The 17,827-nt window shown below is 59.3% G+C and carries 15 protein-coding genes; 5 read left to right on the top strand and 10 right to left on the bottom strand.

The genetic code is table 11. From position 1 onward, the window contains the following. Positions 1-85: 85 nt before the first annotated feature. Together pssA and ACR0FG_RS15885 are read right to left on the bottom strand one after the other, a co-directional pair. Entirely contained in the window at positions 86-832 is a 747-nt protein-coding gene (gene pssA, locus ACR0FG_RS15890) for a CDP-diacylglycerol--serine O-phosphatidyltransferase (RefSeq protein WP_480894002.1), read from the bottom strand. Then, the gene (locus tag ACR0FG_RS15885) at positions 829-1,527 is read right to left on the bottom strand and encodes a phosphatidylserine decarboxylase (RefSeq protein WP_480894025.1); all 699 of its coding nucleotides are present in this window, start codon (positions 1,525-1,527) and stop codon (positions 829-831) included. Before ACR0FG_RS15885 ends, pssA begins: the two co-directional genes overlap by 4 nt. A 410-nt stretch (positions 1,528-1,937) precedes the next feature. Between ACR0FG_RS15885 and ACR0FG_RS15880 the strand changes: the two genes are divergently transcribed. Genes ACR0FG_RS15880 through ACR0FG_RS15870 form a run of 3 tightly spaced genes read left to right on the top strand, consistent with a single transcriptional unit; the run spans position 1,938 to position 5,102 of the window. Next, complete coding sequence (locus ACR0FG_RS15880) at positions 1,938-3,023, top strand: TRAP transporter substrate-binding protein (protein ID WP_480894001.1); 1,086 nt, start codon at positions 1,938-1,940, stop codon at positions 3,021-3,023. Positions 3,024-3,057: 34 nt separating this feature from the next. After that, positions 3,058-3,555, top strand: coding sequence for a TRAP transporter small permease subunit (locus ACR0FG_RS15875; protein WP_480894000.1), 498 nt, complete (start codon positions 3,058-3,060; stop codon positions 3,553-3,555). Next, positions 3,552-5,102 carry a TRAP transporter large permease gene (locus ACR0FG_RS15870; RefSeq protein WP_480893999.1) on the top strand — a complete coding sequence of 517 codons (1,551 nt, stop codon included), beginning with the start codon at positions 3,552-3,554 and terminating at the stop codon, positions 5,100-5,102. The genes ACR0FG_RS15875 and ACR0FG_RS15870 overlap by 4 nt, the downstream gene beginning before the upstream one ends. An 11-nt stretch (positions 5,103-5,113) precedes the next feature. Here ACR0FG_RS15870 and ACR0FG_RS15865 read toward each other — a convergent pair whose 3' ends face one another. Next, complete coding sequence (locus ACR0FG_RS15865; protein ID WP_480893998.1) at positions 5,114-5,818, bottom strand: GntR family transcriptional regulator; 705 nt, start codon at positions 5,816-5,818, stop codon at positions 5,114-5,116. 73 nt (positions 5,819-5,891) lie between these two features. On the opposite strand from ACR0FG_RS15865, the gene ACR0FG_RS15860 reads away from it, so the two are divergent. Next, on the top strand, positions 5,892-6,443 hold the full coding sequence (locus ACR0FG_RS15860; protein ID WP_480893997.1) for a HutD/Ves family protein: 552 nt from the start codon (positions 5,892-5,894) through the stop codon (positions 6,441-6,443). A 32-nt stretch (positions 6,444-6,475) separates the two neighbouring features. Here the strand turns inward: ACR0FG_RS15860 and hutU are convergent, their stop codons facing one another. From hutU to hutI, 4 genes are read right to left on the bottom strand one after another with little or no spacing between them, the layout of a single operon-like run. Next, positions 6,476-8,146, bottom strand: a complete 1,671-nt coding sequence (hutU, locus tag ACR0FG_RS15855) for a urocanate hydratase (protein ID WP_480893996.1) — start codon at positions 8,144-8,146, stop codon at positions 6,476-6,478. A 17-nt stretch (positions 8,147-8,163) separates the two neighbouring features. Next, positions 8,164-8,958, bottom strand: a complete 795-nt coding sequence (gene hutG, locus ACR0FG_RS15850) for an N-formylglutamate deformylase (RefSeq protein WP_480893995.1) — start codon at positions 8,956-8,958, stop codon at positions 8,164-8,166. Beyond that, the gene (hutH, locus tag ACR0FG_RS15845; protein ID WP_480893994.1) at positions 8,958-10,493 is read right to left on the bottom strand and encodes a histidine ammonia-lyase; all 1,536 of its coding nucleotides are present in this window, start codon (positions 10,491-10,493) and stop codon (positions 8,958-8,960) included. Before hutH ends, hutG begins: the two co-directional genes overlap by 1 nt. After that, positions 10,490-11,698, bottom strand: coding sequence for an imidazolonepropionase (hutI, locus tag ACR0FG_RS15840; protein ID WP_480893993.1), 1,209 nt, complete (start codon positions 11,696-11,698; stop codon positions 10,490-10,492). Before hutI ends, hutH begins: the two co-directional genes overlap by 4 nt. A 78-nt stretch (positions 11,699-11,776) precedes the next feature. Between hutI and ACR0FG_RS15835 the strand changes: the two genes are divergently transcribed. After that, positions 11,777-13,138, top strand: a complete 1,362-nt coding sequence (locus tag ACR0FG_RS15835; protein WP_480893992.1) for a formimidoylglutamate deiminase — start codon at positions 11,777-11,779, stop codon at positions 13,136-13,138. 74 nt (positions 13,139-13,212) lie between these two features. On the opposite strand, the gene ACR0FG_RS15830 is transcribed toward ACR0FG_RS15835, so the two are convergent. The 3 genes from ACR0FG_RS15830 to ACR0FG_RS15820 are packed head-to-tail and all read right to left on the bottom strand — an operon-like array spanning position 13,213 to position 17,621. Continuing rightward, positions 13,213-13,980 carry a sulfite exporter TauE/SafE family protein gene (locus tag ACR0FG_RS15830; protein WP_480893991.1) on the bottom strand — a complete coding sequence of 256 codons (768 nt, stop codon included), beginning with the start codon at positions 13,978-13,980 and terminating at the stop codon, positions 13,213-13,215. Then, positions 13,964-14,428: a hypothetical protein gene (locus tag ACR0FG_RS15825; protein WP_480893990.1), complete on the bottom strand. Its 465-nt coding sequence runs from the start codon at positions 14,426-14,428 to the stop codon at positions 13,964-13,966. Before ACR0FG_RS15825 ends, ACR0FG_RS15830 begins: the two co-directional genes overlap by 17 nt. After that, the gene (locus tag ACR0FG_RS15820; protein WP_480893989.1) at positions 14,421-17,621 is read right to left on the bottom strand and encodes an endonuclease/exonuclease/phosphatase family protein; all 3,201 of its coding nucleotides are present in this window, start codon (positions 17,619-17,621) and stop codon (positions 14,421-14,423) included. Before ACR0FG_RS15820 ends, ACR0FG_RS15825 begins: the two co-directional genes overlap by 8 nt. Between the last annotated feature and the right edge of the window lie 206 nt (positions 17,622-17,827).

The following is a 17,827-nucleotide window of genomic DNA, read 5'->3' as shown; positions in this document are numbered from 1 at the left end:
TTGATACAGTGTGTTTTTTTAATACAAGTATCGCTCCGTCCTTACCCATCATTGCCATACGGCAGTGTGATCGCGGCGGCAGAGTTCAGCGGTCAGAATGAGCCTGGGCGAACCGTTTCATTGAAACTGACAGGACAATGGTCATCAAATAGGCAAGGCAGGCCACGATCAGGGCGTACCACAGGAAGGTCAGTAGCGAAATCAGCACCAGCGCACCGGTCAGAACGCACAACCGCACCTGATGCGGTTTGGGTCGCCAGCGTTTGATTGACACGGTCCGGACCGTACTGATCGCCAAACCGGCGACGCACAGCAGATAGATGGCCATCCAGCCGACATGGGCCGAAATGAAATCCAACTGGGTTTGCAGCAGATAAATCGGCAACAACGCCAGGAACGCCAGCGCAGGGGCCGGAATCCCGACAAAGTAAGAGCATGTGCCGTCGTCTTCGGCAGTGTTGAAACGCGCAAGGCGCAACATGCAGCACACCACCAGACATAGACACACCGCCCAGCCCAGATTGGCATAAGGCGTGCCTTGATAGATCTGGTTATAGACCAGCAGGGCCGGGGCGATACCGAAGTTCAAGAAATCGGCAAGAGAATCCAGTTCGGCGCCGAAATCCGACGCCGCATCCAGAAACCGCGCCATGCGACCATCCAGCCCGTCCAGAATGACAGCCAGCAGGATCAGATAGATGGCAAGCTCCCACCGGTTGTCCAGCGTCATGCGGATCGAGGTCAGACCCGCACATAACGCCAGTACCGTCAACAGGTTGGGAATGTTGCGGGCAATTCGTCCGGGTCCATTGCCCTTATTGGGTTGCGTCATATCGGTTTTCCCTGGCGTTGCTGCTGAGGCGCGCCCATCTGAGCCAGAATGGTCTCTCCGGCTGTTGTGGTCTGACCCAGAGTCACCAGCGGCTGCACTCCCGGCGGCAGATAGACGTCCAACCGGCTGCCAAACCGGATCAGGCCAAACCGCTCACCCGCGTTCAGGCGGTCGGTCGGACGGACAAAACAGACGATCCGCCGTGCGACCAGACCGGCGATCTGGACCACGGCGATATCGTGCCCTGCCTCGGCGCGAATAGCCAGCAGATTACGCTCGTTATTTTCGCTGGCCTTGTCCAGCGATGCGTTCACGAACTTGCCCTTGTGATAGACAATATCGGACACCGTGCCCGCCATCGGCATCCGGTTCACATGGCAGTTGAACACACTCATGAAGACCGAAACGCGAATGCGGGGCGCGTCCCCCAGACCCAACTCAGCCGGGGCAGGCGTTTCGGTGATCAGTGACACAACCCCGTCCGCCGGAGAGACAATCAGCGTGTCATCCTGCGGCACAGACCGGACCGGGTCGCGGAAGAAGTAGTAACACCAGACCGTCAGCCCCGCACCGACCAAGAACAGGGGTGCCCACAGCCAGCCCAGAAACAGGCTGATCGCCGCGAAGATCGCAACGAACTTGCGCCCTTCGGGATGCATTGGAACAGCAACAATGCGCCACATACTCATAATCAGCTCCGATCAAGGCTTAGACAGGCCACAGATCATGGCCTCATCTGTTCGCCATAGACAGCACAAGACGAACGATCCCTAGCTCTTGCCCAAAGGCCGCTCGGTTGTAAACTCATAAAAGCCTTGTGTGGCTTGAACGATCGCTTGTTGCAAAGCTCCGCTTTGGCTGGTCGCCCCTTGCGCCGATGCCCCGATCAGGCAGTGCGCGCACGGCTTCACCGAGATCACAAACAGCGGGACGGGGGCCAAAATTGCTCAAGCCACCTGCGATATGAAGCTTGCTTTTTCTCAGTGTTGACAACCTATATGTCAACACATAACAATATAAAGCAGAGTCATAACGATCCCGGTCACGACCAAACCGGGGCATGTATTCTGGCGACAACGCCAGCGACCCGACAGAGGAGTGTATTATGGAAAGACGGCAATTCCTGAAAGCAGGGGCCATTGGTGCATCCGCGGCGGCATTGGCCAGCCCGGCAATTGCGCAAGACATTCGTCAGTGGAAAATGGTGACGGCATGGCCCAAGAACCTGCCCGGACCCGGTGTCGCGGCGCAGATGCTGGCGGATCGCATCACCACCCTGTCAGGTGGCCGGATCGAAGTGAAACTGTTTGCTGCAGGTGAACTGGTTCCGGGGCGCGGCGTGTTTGATGCCGTCAGCGAAGGCACGGCCGAGCTGTACCATGCGGTGCCGGCCTATTGGGGATCGAAATCCAAGGGTATCCTGCTATTCGGTTCGCAACCCTTTGGCCTGCGTGCGGACGAACAGGTTGGCTGGATGTATCACGGCGGCGGTCAGGCGCTTTATGACGAGATGTACGGGCGTTTTGGCATCAAGCCGTTCCTGTGTGGCAATTCCGGCCCGCAATGGGGCGGCTGGTTCAAAACCGAAATCAACTCGGTCGAGGATCTGAAAGGTCTCAAGTTCCGCACCACTGGTCTGGCCTCGGAAATGGCGACCAAGCTGGGCATGGCCGCCGAGGCAACCAGCGGCCCGGCGATGTTCCAGGGTCTGCAAACCGGGGCGCTGGACGCGGGTGAATTCATCGGACCATGGACTGATAGCGCCCTGGGCTATTTCCAGGTTGCCAAAAACTACTACTGGCCCGGCGTGGGCGAGCCGTCCTCGGCCGAGGAATGCGGCGTCAACGCGGCTGCGTATGACGGTCTGCCTGACGATTTGAAACAGGTGGTGTCTCTGGCTTGTGAAAGCCTCTACAACCCGGTCTGGACCGAATACACGACCAAGCACGCGCTGGCGCTGAGAAAGCTGGTCGATGACGAAGGCGTTCAGGTCAAGAACTTCCCCGACTCCGTCATCACCGCTATGGGCGAGGCCGCAAAAGAAGTGATCGAAGACCTGCGCAACGACGACGATGAATTGGTGCGCCGGATTACCGAAAGCTTCATCGCCCATCGGGATCTTGTTGGCACCTATATGTCTTATGCCGACAATGGCCAGATGAACTCGCGCGCTGCGGTCATGGGGTACTAAACGGCGGTTCAGCAACAGGGCAGGGACCAACCGGATGGAGCACATCGCCACCTTGCTTGACCGCGTTAATCGCGGTCTGATCCTTGGCGTGCGCTGGCTGGCGTTGCTGATGGTCCTTGTCCAGTTCGGGATCGTGATTGGCCGTTTCGTATTCGGCGTCAATTCGATCGCGGCGCAGGAAAGTGTCCTTTATATGCACGCGGCTTTGTTCATGCTGGCGGCGGGCTATACCCTGCAGGTCGACAAACATGTGCGTGTCGATGTGTTCTACGCCAAAGCTAGCGCAAAGGCCCGGCGGCGGATCGACATGTTTGGCCATCTGTTTCTGTTGCTGCCAGCGATGATCGCGCTGCTTTATTGGTCCTGGCCTTCGGTCCGCAATTCCTGGGCCATCTTCGAGGGGCCAATCGCGGTGGGCGGGATCAAGGCGGTGTTTCTAATGAAATCCCTGATCCCCGCCTTTTGCATACTGGTCATTCTACAATCTGTGGCGTTGCTGATACGTCTGATAACCGGAACACCGCGTGAATGACCGCCTATCTTGACCTGATCATGTTCGGCACCCTGATGGGTGCGATCCTGCTGGGCTTTCCTGTTGCTTTCAGCATTGCCGGGGTGGCAATTTTCTTTGCCTATCTCGGCTGGCTGCTGGGGGTCATGGACATAACACTGCTGGGCGCGCTGGGGCAGCGGGTCTTTGGCCTGCTTAGCAACCAGGTCCTGATCGCCATCCCGCTTTTTGTGTTCATGGGGGCGGTGCTGGAAAAAAGCCGTATCGCCGAGGATCTGTTGGACACGATGGGCCGCCTGTTCGGCCAGTTGAAAGGCGGGCTGGGCATCTCGGTGGTTCTGGTCGGTGCGATGCTTGCAGCCTCGACAGGCATTGTCGGGGCGACGGTTGTTGCGATGGGGCTGATCGCGCTGCCCACAATGCTGCGCGCAGGCTATGACCCGCGCGTTGCTTCGGGCATTGTTTGCACCGCCGGGACGTTGGGCCAGATCATCCCGCCCTCGACATTGCTGATCATCCTCGCCGATGTCATGTCGAACGCCTACCAGCAGGCGCAGTATGAACAAGGAAAGTTCTCGGTCGAGGCGCTTTCCGTCGGCCAGTTCTTTGCCGCAGCCCTGATACCGGGCCTGACGCTGGTGGTCCTCTACCTGCTTTACATTGTCATTCGTGGGGCATTGCGCCCGCAGGACATGCCTTCTGCCCCGCCCGATCTGGCCCGTCCCACCGGTCGCGAGATACTAAGCGCGGTAGTTCCACCTGTGTTGCTGATCTTTGCCGTGCTGGGTGCAATTCTGGGCGGCGTCGCCACACCGACCGAGGCTGCTTCGGTCGGGGCGGTCGGGGCGCTGCTGATGGCCGGAGTGACATCCCATGGTCCAAAGCGGCTTATCCTATTGGGCGCTGCGGCCCTGATCCTGTTGGGCGTGTTATCGGGTCTGGCCCCGGTCCGCCTGCAGCGCAATGACCTGAGCAGCGGTGAGATGGCGCTGGGAGTATTCTATACCGTGCTGGTCGTTATCGGTGGCATCGCCATTCTGGTCGCATTGCGCGCCGCCCTGCGCAAACGCATCCTGCACGAGGCCGTCACATCCACCACCACCATGACCGCGATGATCTTTGCCACCATTCTGGCGGCAGGCATGTTCTCGCTAGTGTTCATCGGCCTTGGCGGTGAAGAACGTGTGGCGGACATCCTCGACAACATGCCCGGCGGCCCGACCGGGGCACTGATGTTCTGCATGGTGTTCATCTTTGTGCTGGGGTTCTTCCTGGATTTCGTGGAAATCTCGGTGATCGTGCTGCCTTTGGTCATGCCGACGCTGATTGTGATGGGGCACGATCCGATCTGGCTGGGCATTCTTATCGCCATTAACCTGCAAACCAGCTTTCTGACCCCGCCTTTCGGATTTTCCCTGTTCTACCTGCGCGGCGCGGCCCCGGCCGAGGTCACGACAGGGCACATATATCAGGGGGTCATCCCGTTCATCGGTCTGCAAGCCGTCGGCGTTTTGCTGGTCTGGCTGTTCCCTATATTGGCAACCTGGCTGCCGGACAGCATCTTCTAGGCAGCCCGTGCCTACAGATGCGTCGTCATCCGGTAGCCCGGGGCGAAATACAGTTTGGCGTATGTGACCGGCGCACCGCGCAGCCAAGTGATGCGCTCGGCTGTGAAAATCGGATCTCCCGGCGGCATATCCATGAAACCTGCGATGGTATCGTCCGCTTTGGTTGCCATAAAGCTGAGTTCCAGATTGGTGAACGGCACTTTCTGCACCAGCCAGTCATTTGGCCCCGAGGTGTCAAAGGGCTCGGCCAGAACTTCTGGGACCACGTCGGCGACAATCCACCGGACCTCGTACTGGAACGGGGCGTTGTTGGCGTAATGCATACAGCGCACGTGCAAAACCGTCTGATCCTTTGTCAGGTCCAGCCGCGCCGCAAGCCATGCGGGCGCGGGCATTTCCTGCCGGTCCACCAGTGAATAGCGATAGCCGGCCCCCGATGCGACGATCTCGTCCCGGACCAGCGGGATGGAAAAGCGGGCCCTGCGGATCGGCGCGTTCAGAACTCGCGTCCCGGTCTTGCGGCGGCGTTCAAGATAGCCCTCTTCCGCCAGCTCTCTCAGCGCCCGGTTGACAGTGGTACGGGTGCTGGAAAATTCGGCCGCCAGGTCCATCTCGCTTGGCAGGATGGAATCGGGAACCCAGACCCCGGTTTGGATACGGTCTAAGACGATCTGCTTGATGTCCCGATAGCTCATGTAGTCATGAGGTCGCGTCATATGGCTTTCCAATCCCAGACTTTGGCCTTAGTGCGCACATATGACATATGCCCATAAAGCAGTGAAGCGCGATATGCAGATCATCCGGAGCCACGATTATTTTCGCAAACCGTGGAAAAACGGTTTGGGTACAACCCGCGAAATCGCAAGCCGTCTGACCGGTCAGGACATGATTTGGCGGCTTGGCCTTGCGCGGGTCGATCGCGATGGTCCGTTTTCGAACTTTGCAGGTTTTGAACGGATTCTGACCGTCGTCAAAGGCGACGGGATGCGCTTGTCCAGCCGCGATGCAACATTTGAGGCCCGCCCGTTTATGCCGGTGCGATTTCCCGGGCATCTCGAAATCAAGGGGCAATGCCTCAGCACCCCGATTGAAAACTTCAATCTGATCTTTGACCCAAATCGGGTTCAGGTTGATGTGACGATTGCCAGCGGTCCGGCGATACGGCACCTTGCGGGTGACAGCGGGGGAACGACCATCCTGCATCTGCGTGAAGGTCACGTATCTGTTGCAAATGGCATCCGGTTGCGAACCGAAGACAGCTGTATCTGCGAGGGAGCGCTGCCTGCGTTCGAAGCAAGTGATAATGCCTGCTGCGCCCTTGTGTCTTTGACCCCGCGCTGACGCAGCGCGAGGTTTGGATGGCAGGGCGGGAGTTATCCCAATATCCCCGGCAGGCGCAGCCCATGTTCGCGGGCGCACTCCTTGGCCTGCTCATACCCTGCATCAGCATGACGCCAGACGCCCGAGGCCGGATCGTTCCACAAGACACGTTCCAGCCGTTTGGCGGCATCGTCCGAGCCGTCGGCGCAGATCACCACACCTGCGTGCTGGGAAAAGCCCATGCCGACGCCACCGCCATGATGCAGCGACACCCATGTGGCGCCCGAGGCGGTGTTGACCAGTGCATTCAGAAGCGGCCAGTCGGACACGGCGTCCGAGCCGTCCATCATTGCTTCGGTCTCACGGTTCGGCGACGCGACCGAGCCTGAATCGAGATGATCGCGCCCGATCACGACAGGGGCGCTTAGCTCGCCGTTTTTGACCATTTCGTTGAAGGCCAGCCCCAGACGGTGCCGATCCCCCAAACCGACCCAGCAGATACGAGCAGGCAGGCCCTGGAACGAAATCCGTTCGCGCGCCATGTCCAGCCAGTTGTGCAGGTGCGTGTTGTCAGGCAGCAGCTCTTTGACCTTTTGATCGGTCTTGTAGATGTCCTCGGGGTCGCCCGATAGGGCCGCCCAGCGGAATGGGCCGATGCCACGGCAGAACAGCGGACGGATATAGGCGGGGACAAACCCGGGGAAAGCAAAGGCGTCCTCCAGCCCTTCTTCCAGCGCCATCTGGCGGATGTTATTGCCGTAATCGACCGTGGGCACACCGTCGTTGTGGAAGGCCACCATGGCCTCGACCTGCACCTTCATTGAGGCGCGGGCGGCTTTTTCCACCTCTTTCGGCGCGGTTTCGGCCTTGGCGCGCCATTCTGCAACCGTCCAACCCTGCGGCAGGTAGCCATTGACCGGATCATGCGCGCTGGTCTGGTCGGTCACAATGTCGGGCCTGACACCGCGCTTGTGGATTTCCGGGAATAAGTCGGCCGCATTACCGATCAGTGCAACGGATTTCGCCTCGCCGGCCTTGGTCCAGCGGTCGATCATCTCAAGCGCTTCGTCCAGCGAATGGGTCTTTTCGTCCACATAGCGGGTGCGCAGGCGGAAATCGGCGGATTTTTCGTCGCATTCCACCGCCAGACAGCAGGCCCCCGCCATCACCGCAGCCAGCGGTTGCGCGCCACCCATGCCGCCCAGACCACCGGTCAAGATCCAGCGGCCTTTCAGATCGCCGCCATAATGCTGGCGACCCGCCTCCATAAAGGTCTCGTACGTACCCTGAACGATGCCCTGCGAGCCGATATAGATCCACGAGCCAGCGGTCATCTGGCCGTACATCATAAGACCTTTCTTATCCAATTCGTTGAAATGATCCCAATTCGCCCAATGCGGCACCAGATTCGAGTTGGCAATCAGCACGCGCGGCGCATCCTTGTGTGTGCGCACGATGGCCACCGGTTTTCCCGATTGCACCACTAGCGTTTCGTCCGCCTCAAGCCCCTTGAGGCTGTCGACGATCAGATCGAAATCCTTCCACGTCCGCGCGGCGCGACCAATGCCGCCATAGACGACCAGTTCATGCGGGTTCTCGGCCACATCCGGGTGCAGGTTGTTCATCAGCATCCGCATCGGCGCCTCGGTCAGCCAGCTTTTTGCGTTCAGTTCGGGGCCGGTGGGTGGATAGATGTCACGGGTGTTCTTGCGAGGATCGCTCATGGGTCATTCCCTTCAGATCATATGGCGCCCGACAGGGCGAGGTCGTTCAGTTTTTCAAGCATGGTCTGCAGATGCTGCCGGGCTGCGGTGGCGCGGGCATCGTCCCAATCCCAGGGCGGGGTCTCGTGCATATAGGCGCGTTGCGCGGTCTCCATCTGGATTGCATGGATGCCGGTTTCAGGCTGGCCATAGTGGCGCGTGGTCCAACCGCCCTTGAAGCGCCCGTTCAACACCGCGCCCATCCTCGAGGCCTGTGCCACCGCATCTACCGCCGCCTCGATCCCCGGCGCACAGGTTGCGCCCAGATTGGTGCCCGTGTTCCAGATCGGCAACTTGCCATCAAACAGGAACGGAATGTTGGACCGTATGGAATGACAATCGAACAGGATCGCCACACCATGTTTTGCCCGCACCCGCTCCAACTCGGCACGTAGCGCGTTATGATACGGCGCGTGATAGGCCACGCGGCGGGCGTCGATCTCATCCGTCGAGGGCTCTTGCCCGTCGATCCAGATCGGTTGACCGTCAAAATCGGTCAGCGGCACCAACGTCGTAGTGTTCTGACCGGGATACAGCGAGACGCCGCCCGGATCGCGATTGGCATCAATCACATAGCGATGGACATTGGACGCCACCACGGTCGCGCCGGGTAGCAAGCCATCATACAGCCGCGTGATGTGCCAGTCTGTGTCTGCCAATCCGGCTCCGGTCGCATTCAGCCGCGCCGCGATGGCATCGGGTACATGGGTGCCGCCATGGGGTTGACCCAGCACGATGGGGCTGTCGCCCGGTTTGACGTCAAAGACCTGCATCACGCCAGCCCCGGCAAGGGCGCGTCCAGCGTATCAAGCAACACAGCCGCCGCGACCAGCGCCTTGGCCGCCTCAAGATCCGGGGCCATATAGCGATCCTCCGCAAGGCGCGAAACATCCTGACGCAACCGCGCGATGGTCCCTTGCAGCGTTGGGCTGGTGACAAGCGGGGCGCGGAATTCGACCCCTTGCGCAGCACAGAGCAGTTCGACACCCAGAATATAGCTTAGATTTTCAACCATCCGCGTCAGCCGCCGCGCACCATGCGCCGCCATCGAGACGTGATCTTCCTGATTGGCCGAGGTCGGCGTGCTGTCGGTCACACACGGGTTTGCCAGATGCTTATTCTCGCTCATCAGTGCTGCGGTTGTCACCTCGGCAATCATCAGGCCCGAGTTCAGCCCGGGTTCCGGCGTCAGGAAGGGTGGCAAATCAAAGCTGAGCGTCGGGTCGACCATCAGCGCGATCCGGCGTTGGGCGATGGCTCCGATTTCGGACAGGGCCAGTGCGATCATGTCGGCGGCAAAACCCACCGGTTCGGCATGGAAGTTACCACCTGAAACAATCAATCCTGCCTCGGTCAGCACCAGAGGGTTGTCGGTGGCGGCGTTCGCCTCGATCAGCAGGGTCTGCGCCGCCTGCCGCAGCACATCCATCGCCGCGCCTGTGACCTGCGGCTGACACCGGATGCAATAGGGGTCCTGCACGCGGGTGTCGCCCTCGCGATGGCTTTCGCGGATTTCCGACCCGGCAAGGATCGCGCGCATGGCCTCGGCCGCCTCAATCTGCCCGCGATGGCCTCGCAAGGCGTGGATTTCCGGCTGCAAGGGCGCGGTAGAGCCCATGATCGCATCCGTCGACAGGGCTGAAATCACCAGTGCATTCTGCGCCGCGCGCCAGCCCTCGAATAGACCGGCCAGTGCGTATGCGGTGGAAAACTGGGTTCCGTTGATAAACGCCAGACCTTCCTTGGGGCCCAGTTCAATCGGCGACAAGCCCGCCTTGGCCAAGGCCTGTGCACCCTGCAGAACCTCACCCTGATATTCCGCCTCGCCCTCACCGATCACCACGGCGGTCATGTGTGACAGCGGGGCCAGGTCGCCCGACGCCCCGACAGAACCCTGCGCGGGAACAACCGGCGTGACGCCTTTGTCGAGCATGTCCTGCATAAGCTCGATCAATGCCCAGCGGACGCCGGACGCACCGCGCCCAAAGCTAAGCAGTTTCAGCGACATCATCAGCCGAACCATCCGGCGCGGCATTGCCTCACCCACGCCGCAGCAATGGCTGAAGATCAGGTTCCGCTGCAGCGTGGCGGTATCTTCGGTTGCAATCTTAAGGCTGGCCAGCTTGCCAAAACCGGTATTGACGCCATAAACCGGCACATCGCCCGATGCGGCGTCGGCAATGCGGCCCGCGGCCTGATCAACGGCGGCGCGGCAGGATGTATCCAGCCTGACGGGCACGCCGTTCCAGTAAATATCCTCGAGCTGCGGCAGCGTGACCTGCCCGGGAACCAGAGTGAGCGTTGTCACGAGTGACCTCCGAAAATACGTTTGTGCAGCGGATTGAATCCGATGCGATAAGACAGCTCAGCCGGGCGCGCGACGTCCCAGACCGCGAGATCGGCGCGCATACCAGTCGCGATAGTGCCGCGATCCGTCAGACCCAGCGCCCGCGCCGCATTGCGTGTTACACCGGCCAGCGTTTCCTCGGGCGTCAGGCGGAACAGGGTGCAGCCCATGTTCATGGTCAGCAGCAGCGAGGTCAGTGGGGATGAGCCTGGGTTACAATCAGTCGCCAGCGCCATCGGCACATTATGTCTGCGCAGTAGATCAATCGGCGGAACCTGAGTTTCCCGCAGAGTATAAAACGCCCCCGGCAGGATTACTCCGACGGTCCCGCCATGCGCCATCGCGGCCACGCCATCCTCGTCCAGATATTCGATATGATCTGCCGACAGCGCGCCATAAGACGCGGCCAGTTTTGCCCCGCCCAGATTGGACAGCTGTTCTGCGTGCAGCTTAACCCGCAGGCCCAGCGACTTGGCGACGTCAAAAACCCGCGCGATCTGAGCAGGTTGAAACGCAATCCCCTCGCAGAACCCGTCCACCGCGTCCACCAATCCCTCGGCGTGTGCGGCACGCAAGGCGGGAATTGCCACCTCATCGATATAAGCGTCATCACGACCCTTGTATTCGGGTGGCGTCGCATGTGCGCCCAGAAAGGTTGTCTGCACCGTGATCGGACGGCGGTTGCCGATTTCACGCGCGGCCCGCAGCATGTTCAGCTCGGTTTCCGTATCCAGACCATAGCCGGACTTGATCTCAATGGTGGTCAGACCTTCGGCAATCAGCGCATCGACGCGGGGCAGGGCAGTTGTAAGCAATTCATCCACACCGGCGGCGCGGGTGGCGCGGACGGTCGAGTTGATGCCGCCCCCGGCGCGCGCGATCTCTTCATATCCTGCCCCGTTCAGGCGCATCTCGAACTCTTCGGCGCGATCACCGCCAAACACCACATGTGTGTGACAATCGATCAGCCCCGGTGTCACCAGCCGCCCGCCCAGATCTTCGGTCGCATCGCCCTGATATTTCGCGGGCAAATTAGTCTGTGGGCCGACCCATTCGATTTGTTCTTCCGAGACCACAACCGCTGCGTCAGGGATCAACCCATACGGTGCGCCCGTTTCGGTCAGGGTTGCAATATTCGCGTGGTGGTAAACGGTTCTGGGGCTCATCAGAGATTTCCAAAGTTGCGGCGTTCGATATTTTGGTATAGTTGATAGATTATAATGTCTACACAAATTGAGGGCAAGATGAAGATTCACGCAAACCGGGCGCTTGTGGGGCAGGACTGGCTGGAGAACGTCACGCTCAGTTGCACCAACGGCAGGATTGCCAGGATCGATTCCGGCACAGGTGCCGCGGGTGCGGACTGTTCCGTTGATGTATTGCTGCCATCTCTGCCCAACCTTCACAGCCACACGTTTCAGCGCGCAATGGCCGGAATGACCGAGTTCCGCGCCGCCGGTAAAGAAAGCTTCTGGACATGGCGCGATCTGATGTACCGGTTTCTGGATCACCTGACACCCGAACACTACGAGGCCATCGCCGCGCTTGTGTTCATGGAGATGCAGGAGGCCGGATATGCCTCGGTCGGGGAATTCCACTATGTCCATCACCAACCGGGCGGTATGCCTTATGCAAACCTGACAGAGCTTAGCGACCGGGTTTTTACCGCCGCTGCGCATACTGGAATCGGTCTGACCCATTTGCCGGTGCTCTATACCTATGGCGGCGTGAATCAGGAGCCTTTGGCAGGCGGACAAATGCGGTTTTCTAATGATGTGGACCAGTTCCTGTCACTGGTCGAAGCGTGCCGCGGCAACCTTGCAACCCTGCCCGCCGATGCCGCCGTCGGCATCGCACCCCATTCGCTGCGTGCGACCTCGCCCGACGATCTGGCGCGGGTGCTGCAGGCTGTACCTCAGGGGCCGGTGCACATCCATATCTCAGAGCAGCTGAAAGAAGTTGCCGATGTTAAGGCGAAGCTGGGTCAGCGCCCGGTGGCATGGCTGCTGGACAATGTCGAGGTCGATACTCGCTGGTGCCTGATCCACGCCACCCATATGACCGACTCAGAAACCGCAGGCATGGCAAAAAGCGGTGCGGTGGCGGGTCTCTGCCCGATTACCGAGGCCAATCTTGGCGACGGTATTTTCAACGGCCCCACCTATCTGCAGCATGGCGGCGCATTCGGTGTCGGGTCGGATTCGAATATCCGTATTTCACTGACCGAGGAGTTGCGGACATTGGAATACTCGCAACGCCTGCGCGACATGGCGCGCAACGTCATGGTTGCGAATCAGGGGTCGGTCGGGCGCACGCTGTATACCGGCGCAGCCATGGGAGGGGCGCAGGCCTTGGGCCGTAACGCGGGTGTTATCGAGGTTGGAAAACTGGCCGATCTGGTGGCCATCGACCGCGCGCATCCCGCGCTGTGTGCCTTGCGCGATGATCAATTGCTTGACGGTTTGTGCTTTGCCGCAGCCGACACGGTTGTCACTGACACCTGGTCGGCAGGGCGGCATATGGTTCAGAGAGGACGGCACCGCCACCGCGATACCATTCTGGCGCGGTACAAAACCGCCATTTCCGAATTGCTTGAGGTGATCTGAAGTCAGCTATTTCATGCATCTGATCCATGTAGCGGATGATCTTGACAGTAGAGCGGCAAGGCGATCACCCTCGGCTACATGACCGCGCGTCGGATCAGGTTGAGGCCCAACAGCAGAAACGCCGCAAGAAACAGTTTACGGAACATGTCCTGATCGACCCGGTTTCTGATCCGCTCCCCCAAGTGGTACCCCAGAAATGTCGGGATCAGTAGAAGGGTCGAGATCGTGAATGTCTCTTTGTCGGCCAGACCCTGCGAGATATAGCCGCTTGCCAGCGGCAGGCTGCCAAAGAAGATCAGCAACCCGCTGGCGCGCACGAACTCTGTCTTATCGACCCGCCGCGATGACAAATAGATTGCAATCGGCGGAGCCCAAACCGATGTGAGCCCGCCCATGATCCCGCCAAGCACGCCGAATGCGACCTGCGCGTATGGGGCGACCTCGTCCCTGATCACCGGGGCCCAATCCAGGGCGCTGAAGAAAACGAACACGACGACGACAACCCCCAGAATGGCCATCAGGGTCTGTTCAGAGATGCTCTGCGTTAGGTTGACGGTCAGCCAGACGCCAATACACATGGCGACAAGAAAGGGCAGATAGCGCCGAAATGTTCGCGCCATCTTGCCCGACCGATAGGCCTGCCAGGCATTCGACACGATCATGGGCACCAGAACATAGGCAATCGCCTGCCTCGGGTTTCCGGTCAGCGTCAGGATCCCCAATGCTGTCGCCGGAAGACCAAGGCCAACCGTCCCCTTGACTGCCCCGGCCACAAAAAAAGCAACGACAGGTAGGATCAGCAAACCCGGAGCGCCAGCAATTCCATCAAGCACGGCCATCATTCACCTTTGTCGTCAGCTTGCCATGGCTGGATGTGACGCAAGTCGGCACTGTGACGTTCAGTACACGCGATACACTTAGGTTGGCCATCAAAGTTCCCGGAGTAACAAAAAGATTGATTGCCCCATACCTAGAGCGAATGTTCCGATTTCGCCAAACCCAATCGCTCATACCCCGGCCTTCGTGTGCGCGGTGCGGTCGGTCTACGCGACAACCAGACAGAGTTCCGCCCCCAATCAAACCACGCCCGATATCGGTATTCAGCGCTCGGGTCAGCTGATCAGTCTCAGCGGCGCGGACCGGGCGGTTGGGGTCATAATATGCGATGGCAACATAGGACCGGCCAATCTTCGTCAGCGACAGATCATGCAGGATACCTCCGTCCTTTTGCAGGGTTTCGCGGACGGCACACCGAACCCGCGCAACCTGTGTCGGAGCTGCATCATGCAATCAGGTTATGATCAATCACCTCGAACGCGAATTCATCGACTGTGAACATGGTGTCTCCGCTTGCCGACAGCTCTACCGAGTCAAAAGTTGTGCGACCCAGCGAGCCGTTGAAATCCCCGTCGGCGGCATCCGCGGTCATCGTTCCCACAAGATCACCGTCATCGTAAAAGGCAACTTCGACCTCGCCGTTGCCATGACTTTCGCCAAAGCTGAAGATGAACTCGACCGCTTCAAAATCCGAGTCTTCAAGCGCAATCCTCAGACTTTCGTCGCCATCGACCGTTCTGGCCGCGCGCCCGAACAGGGGGTCGTCAAACGAATAGACGCCAATTGCACCATGCTTGATGGCGACAAGTTCGAAATTCGTTGGATCGATCGCATCGACCTTAATACCAACGTCCGAGAACTTGAGGCTTTTGCGCACAGGACCAAGCCGGTCGACATCTACAACCTCGCCATCGATGCTTTCAATCGCCTCGGTTCGGAACCATCGCCCGGCCTCAAACTCGACCGCAAGTGTCTGCGTGTCCGGCAGAAACAGGCTGGTCAGCATCGGGTCATGGTCGGATGCCCGCGAACTGGTGGCCGCGAATTCGGAATTGACATGTACGATGTCCACCAACGCACCGGAATACAAATCTTCAGACACCAGAATATGGTCCAGTGACTGGCTGTTTCCCTGAAACTCGAAAGTATAGCGTTCGTCTTCGGGGACGTCGTTGGTCAGGTTGACGAGGCTGGTGTTGTTTTCAAGATCAGCAACGGGCGAGACAAATTCGAACTCGTTGAAATCCCCCAGCACGACGGCATTGGCGCCGTCGCCCAGACCGTTGACGAAATCCTGTACGGCCTGACTCTGGGCTTGCCGCTCATCGAGACTGCCGTTGACTGTGACATCCTCTTGCCGGGCTGTGAAATCCTGTTCGGTCCCCAGAATGGGTGCGGACCCGCCTTTTGAGGAAAAGTGGTTGTTGACCACCGTCACGGTCTCGCCGTTGAAGGCAAATTCAGCGACCAGCGGCAGGCGCGCGCCCTCGAACGCTTCGCCCGGGCCTTGTCCGCTGATGGTTTGCACCGATCCTTCAACCAGCGCCACGCGGTCAGGGTTATACAGAAAGGCCGTGCGGATATTGCCCCCCGGCTGACCGCCCGAGGTTCCATCGCCGATGAAGGTATTGTCGATCACCTCATAAGCCGGACCTCCGGCAGCAAGAATGGCCGCCGCCAATTGCGCCAAAGTTTCGGACGCTGAAACGGTTCCGTCATTGTCCGAGCCCGAGTTGTCCTGCACCTCTTGCAGGCCAATGATATCCGGGCGGCCCAGATTGTTGGTGATATGCGCGGCTATGGCGTCGAACCGGCCATCGGCCACATCCTGATCGCCGTCGTCATCGTTTGGATCGAGGTTGAGAACATTGTAAGTGGCAATCGTTAGCTCGTTGGCTGATCCGGCAAGGTCGGTCGATTCCGGCTCCAACCCGGCGGCTACGATGTTTGGCGTGAAATCCTCGGTTGGCAGGATTTCATAGTTGCCAAAGCTATAGCCAACAACACCGGTGACGTCGCCAAGCTGGTCCCCAACATTCACCGTCGGAAAGTCAAAGTTGAATATCCCGCTGTCTTCGTCGATCTGGATTTTTTCAGGGTTGAAATCATCGGGAGAGATGTTCAGCGTGCCACGCTCGGAAAGACCCGTGGCGTCGCTGCCCTGATCAGCGACCGCAAAGATCTCGCCAAACCGGCTGGTGCCGCTGACGGCCAGCAAATCGGTCGCCGTCACGCGCATCCCTTCGAGGCTTTCAAAGAAATCGATGCCATCCTGGGTGGGATCGAATGAGGCAAAAGCGTCATCGTCGATGCTTTGATTGGGAACCGCCCGTTCGCCCGGATCATTGCCAATCAGAACGGCATCGGGCAGGGCGTTGCCCGATGACTGAACCTCAAGATCGAAGATGTTGGTCAGCTGAGTGGTGGGCAGGTTCCGACTGCCCGTTCCGCCGGGAAAGAATTCGGCAACCGTTCCGCCAAGTGTAATGGCGTCCCCAACGGCTACGGTAGGGCTGGACCCGGTGAACACGAATATCGCGTCCGAAGTCGCGTCATCCCCGTCTCCGTCCGGATCCTGCAAATAGAACCCATTGGAATCAACCGCCGTGACGATACCGCTGGTCGACACCATAGCGCCAAGGATGCTCGACGGGCCAGCGGGCAGGTCATCAAAAAACTCTGCAACGGTTTGCCCCTCAGGCAACACGAATTCCGACATATGGCCCGCGCCCTGAATCTCGTAGATTGCGACGATTTCGATGTCGCTGGCCGAGATTGAGACCTCGACAACAGGGGCAAGGATACCGTCATATGCCGGGTCATCGGATGTGACGGTATGTTCGATATCTGCAACCTCGGCCGCCTCTGGCAGATCGTCGTCTACGGCGGTGACGGCAACCTGCTGCGGTTGGTCAAAGTTGCTTGCATCAAACACTAGCTGTGCGGGCACGACATCCAGATCCGGGCCTGCTGCGATGGTAATCGTCACGGGTTGCGTTGGTGCGACTGACAAGGTGACTTCGTAGGAATCCGCCAAGCCGCCTTCGTCAGCGGCAAGGTCGAGATCGTTGATGATGACCGAGGCAGAGGGCGTGGCGTCCGTGACCGTGAAACACGCAGGTTCGATATCGTCTATCCGCACATTGTCGGTCTGCCAGTTGTCCGGATCGTTAATGGCTGCTTGCAACTCGGCCTTGGTGCCGCTGAGGGGGCCGGAATAGACGCCATTGTCAGCCTCGGGCACTGCAACCGCGCTGGTCCCGACGGTCAAGCCCGTCGGAAGCGCTGAAGTATTCGACGAGGTCGCGTCAGCCTCGTACCCATTGCCGTTGAAATGAACAGACGCAACAAAAGTCGGCGCGGCCTCATCCCCCTGATAGGCATGTATCTGATCGCCACTGGCCGAGAATGACGGCCCTGAGAACGCCGGATTAATCACGGTACCCGCCGCGATATTTGCGGGTGCGATCCAGATGAATATGCCTTCGGTATTCCGGAAACCACCCGCTGCAAGCCAGCCGTTGTCGGTAAATCTGATCTCGGTTCCAGCTTCGATATCTGTCAAAGCAACAAAGGTGAACTCATCAGGATTGTCAGAATTGAACCCGGTAAACGCAATATCACCCGCTGATAAAATAGTCGGCATGTCAGTCTCTCTTTTTTGATCGATAGTACGGCGGCGCGCCGAAATGCGACTCGTCGCGACACAACCCACGGTAGCTTGGCCAGTTGGATTTAGTTAATTAGTTGTATGCCCCGGGCCCAATAGGCGGAGCTTTGCCATTTCCGCCAGATCAGGCAAGTGGTTGCACACTGCGCCACAAATGATCAGATCAATACCGGCCATAACAA

It is taken from the genome of Ruegeria sp. E1, from assembly GCF_056534225.1.
Note: the sequence above shows the minus strand (reverse complement) of the source record. Positions and strands in the feature narration are given on the sequence as shown.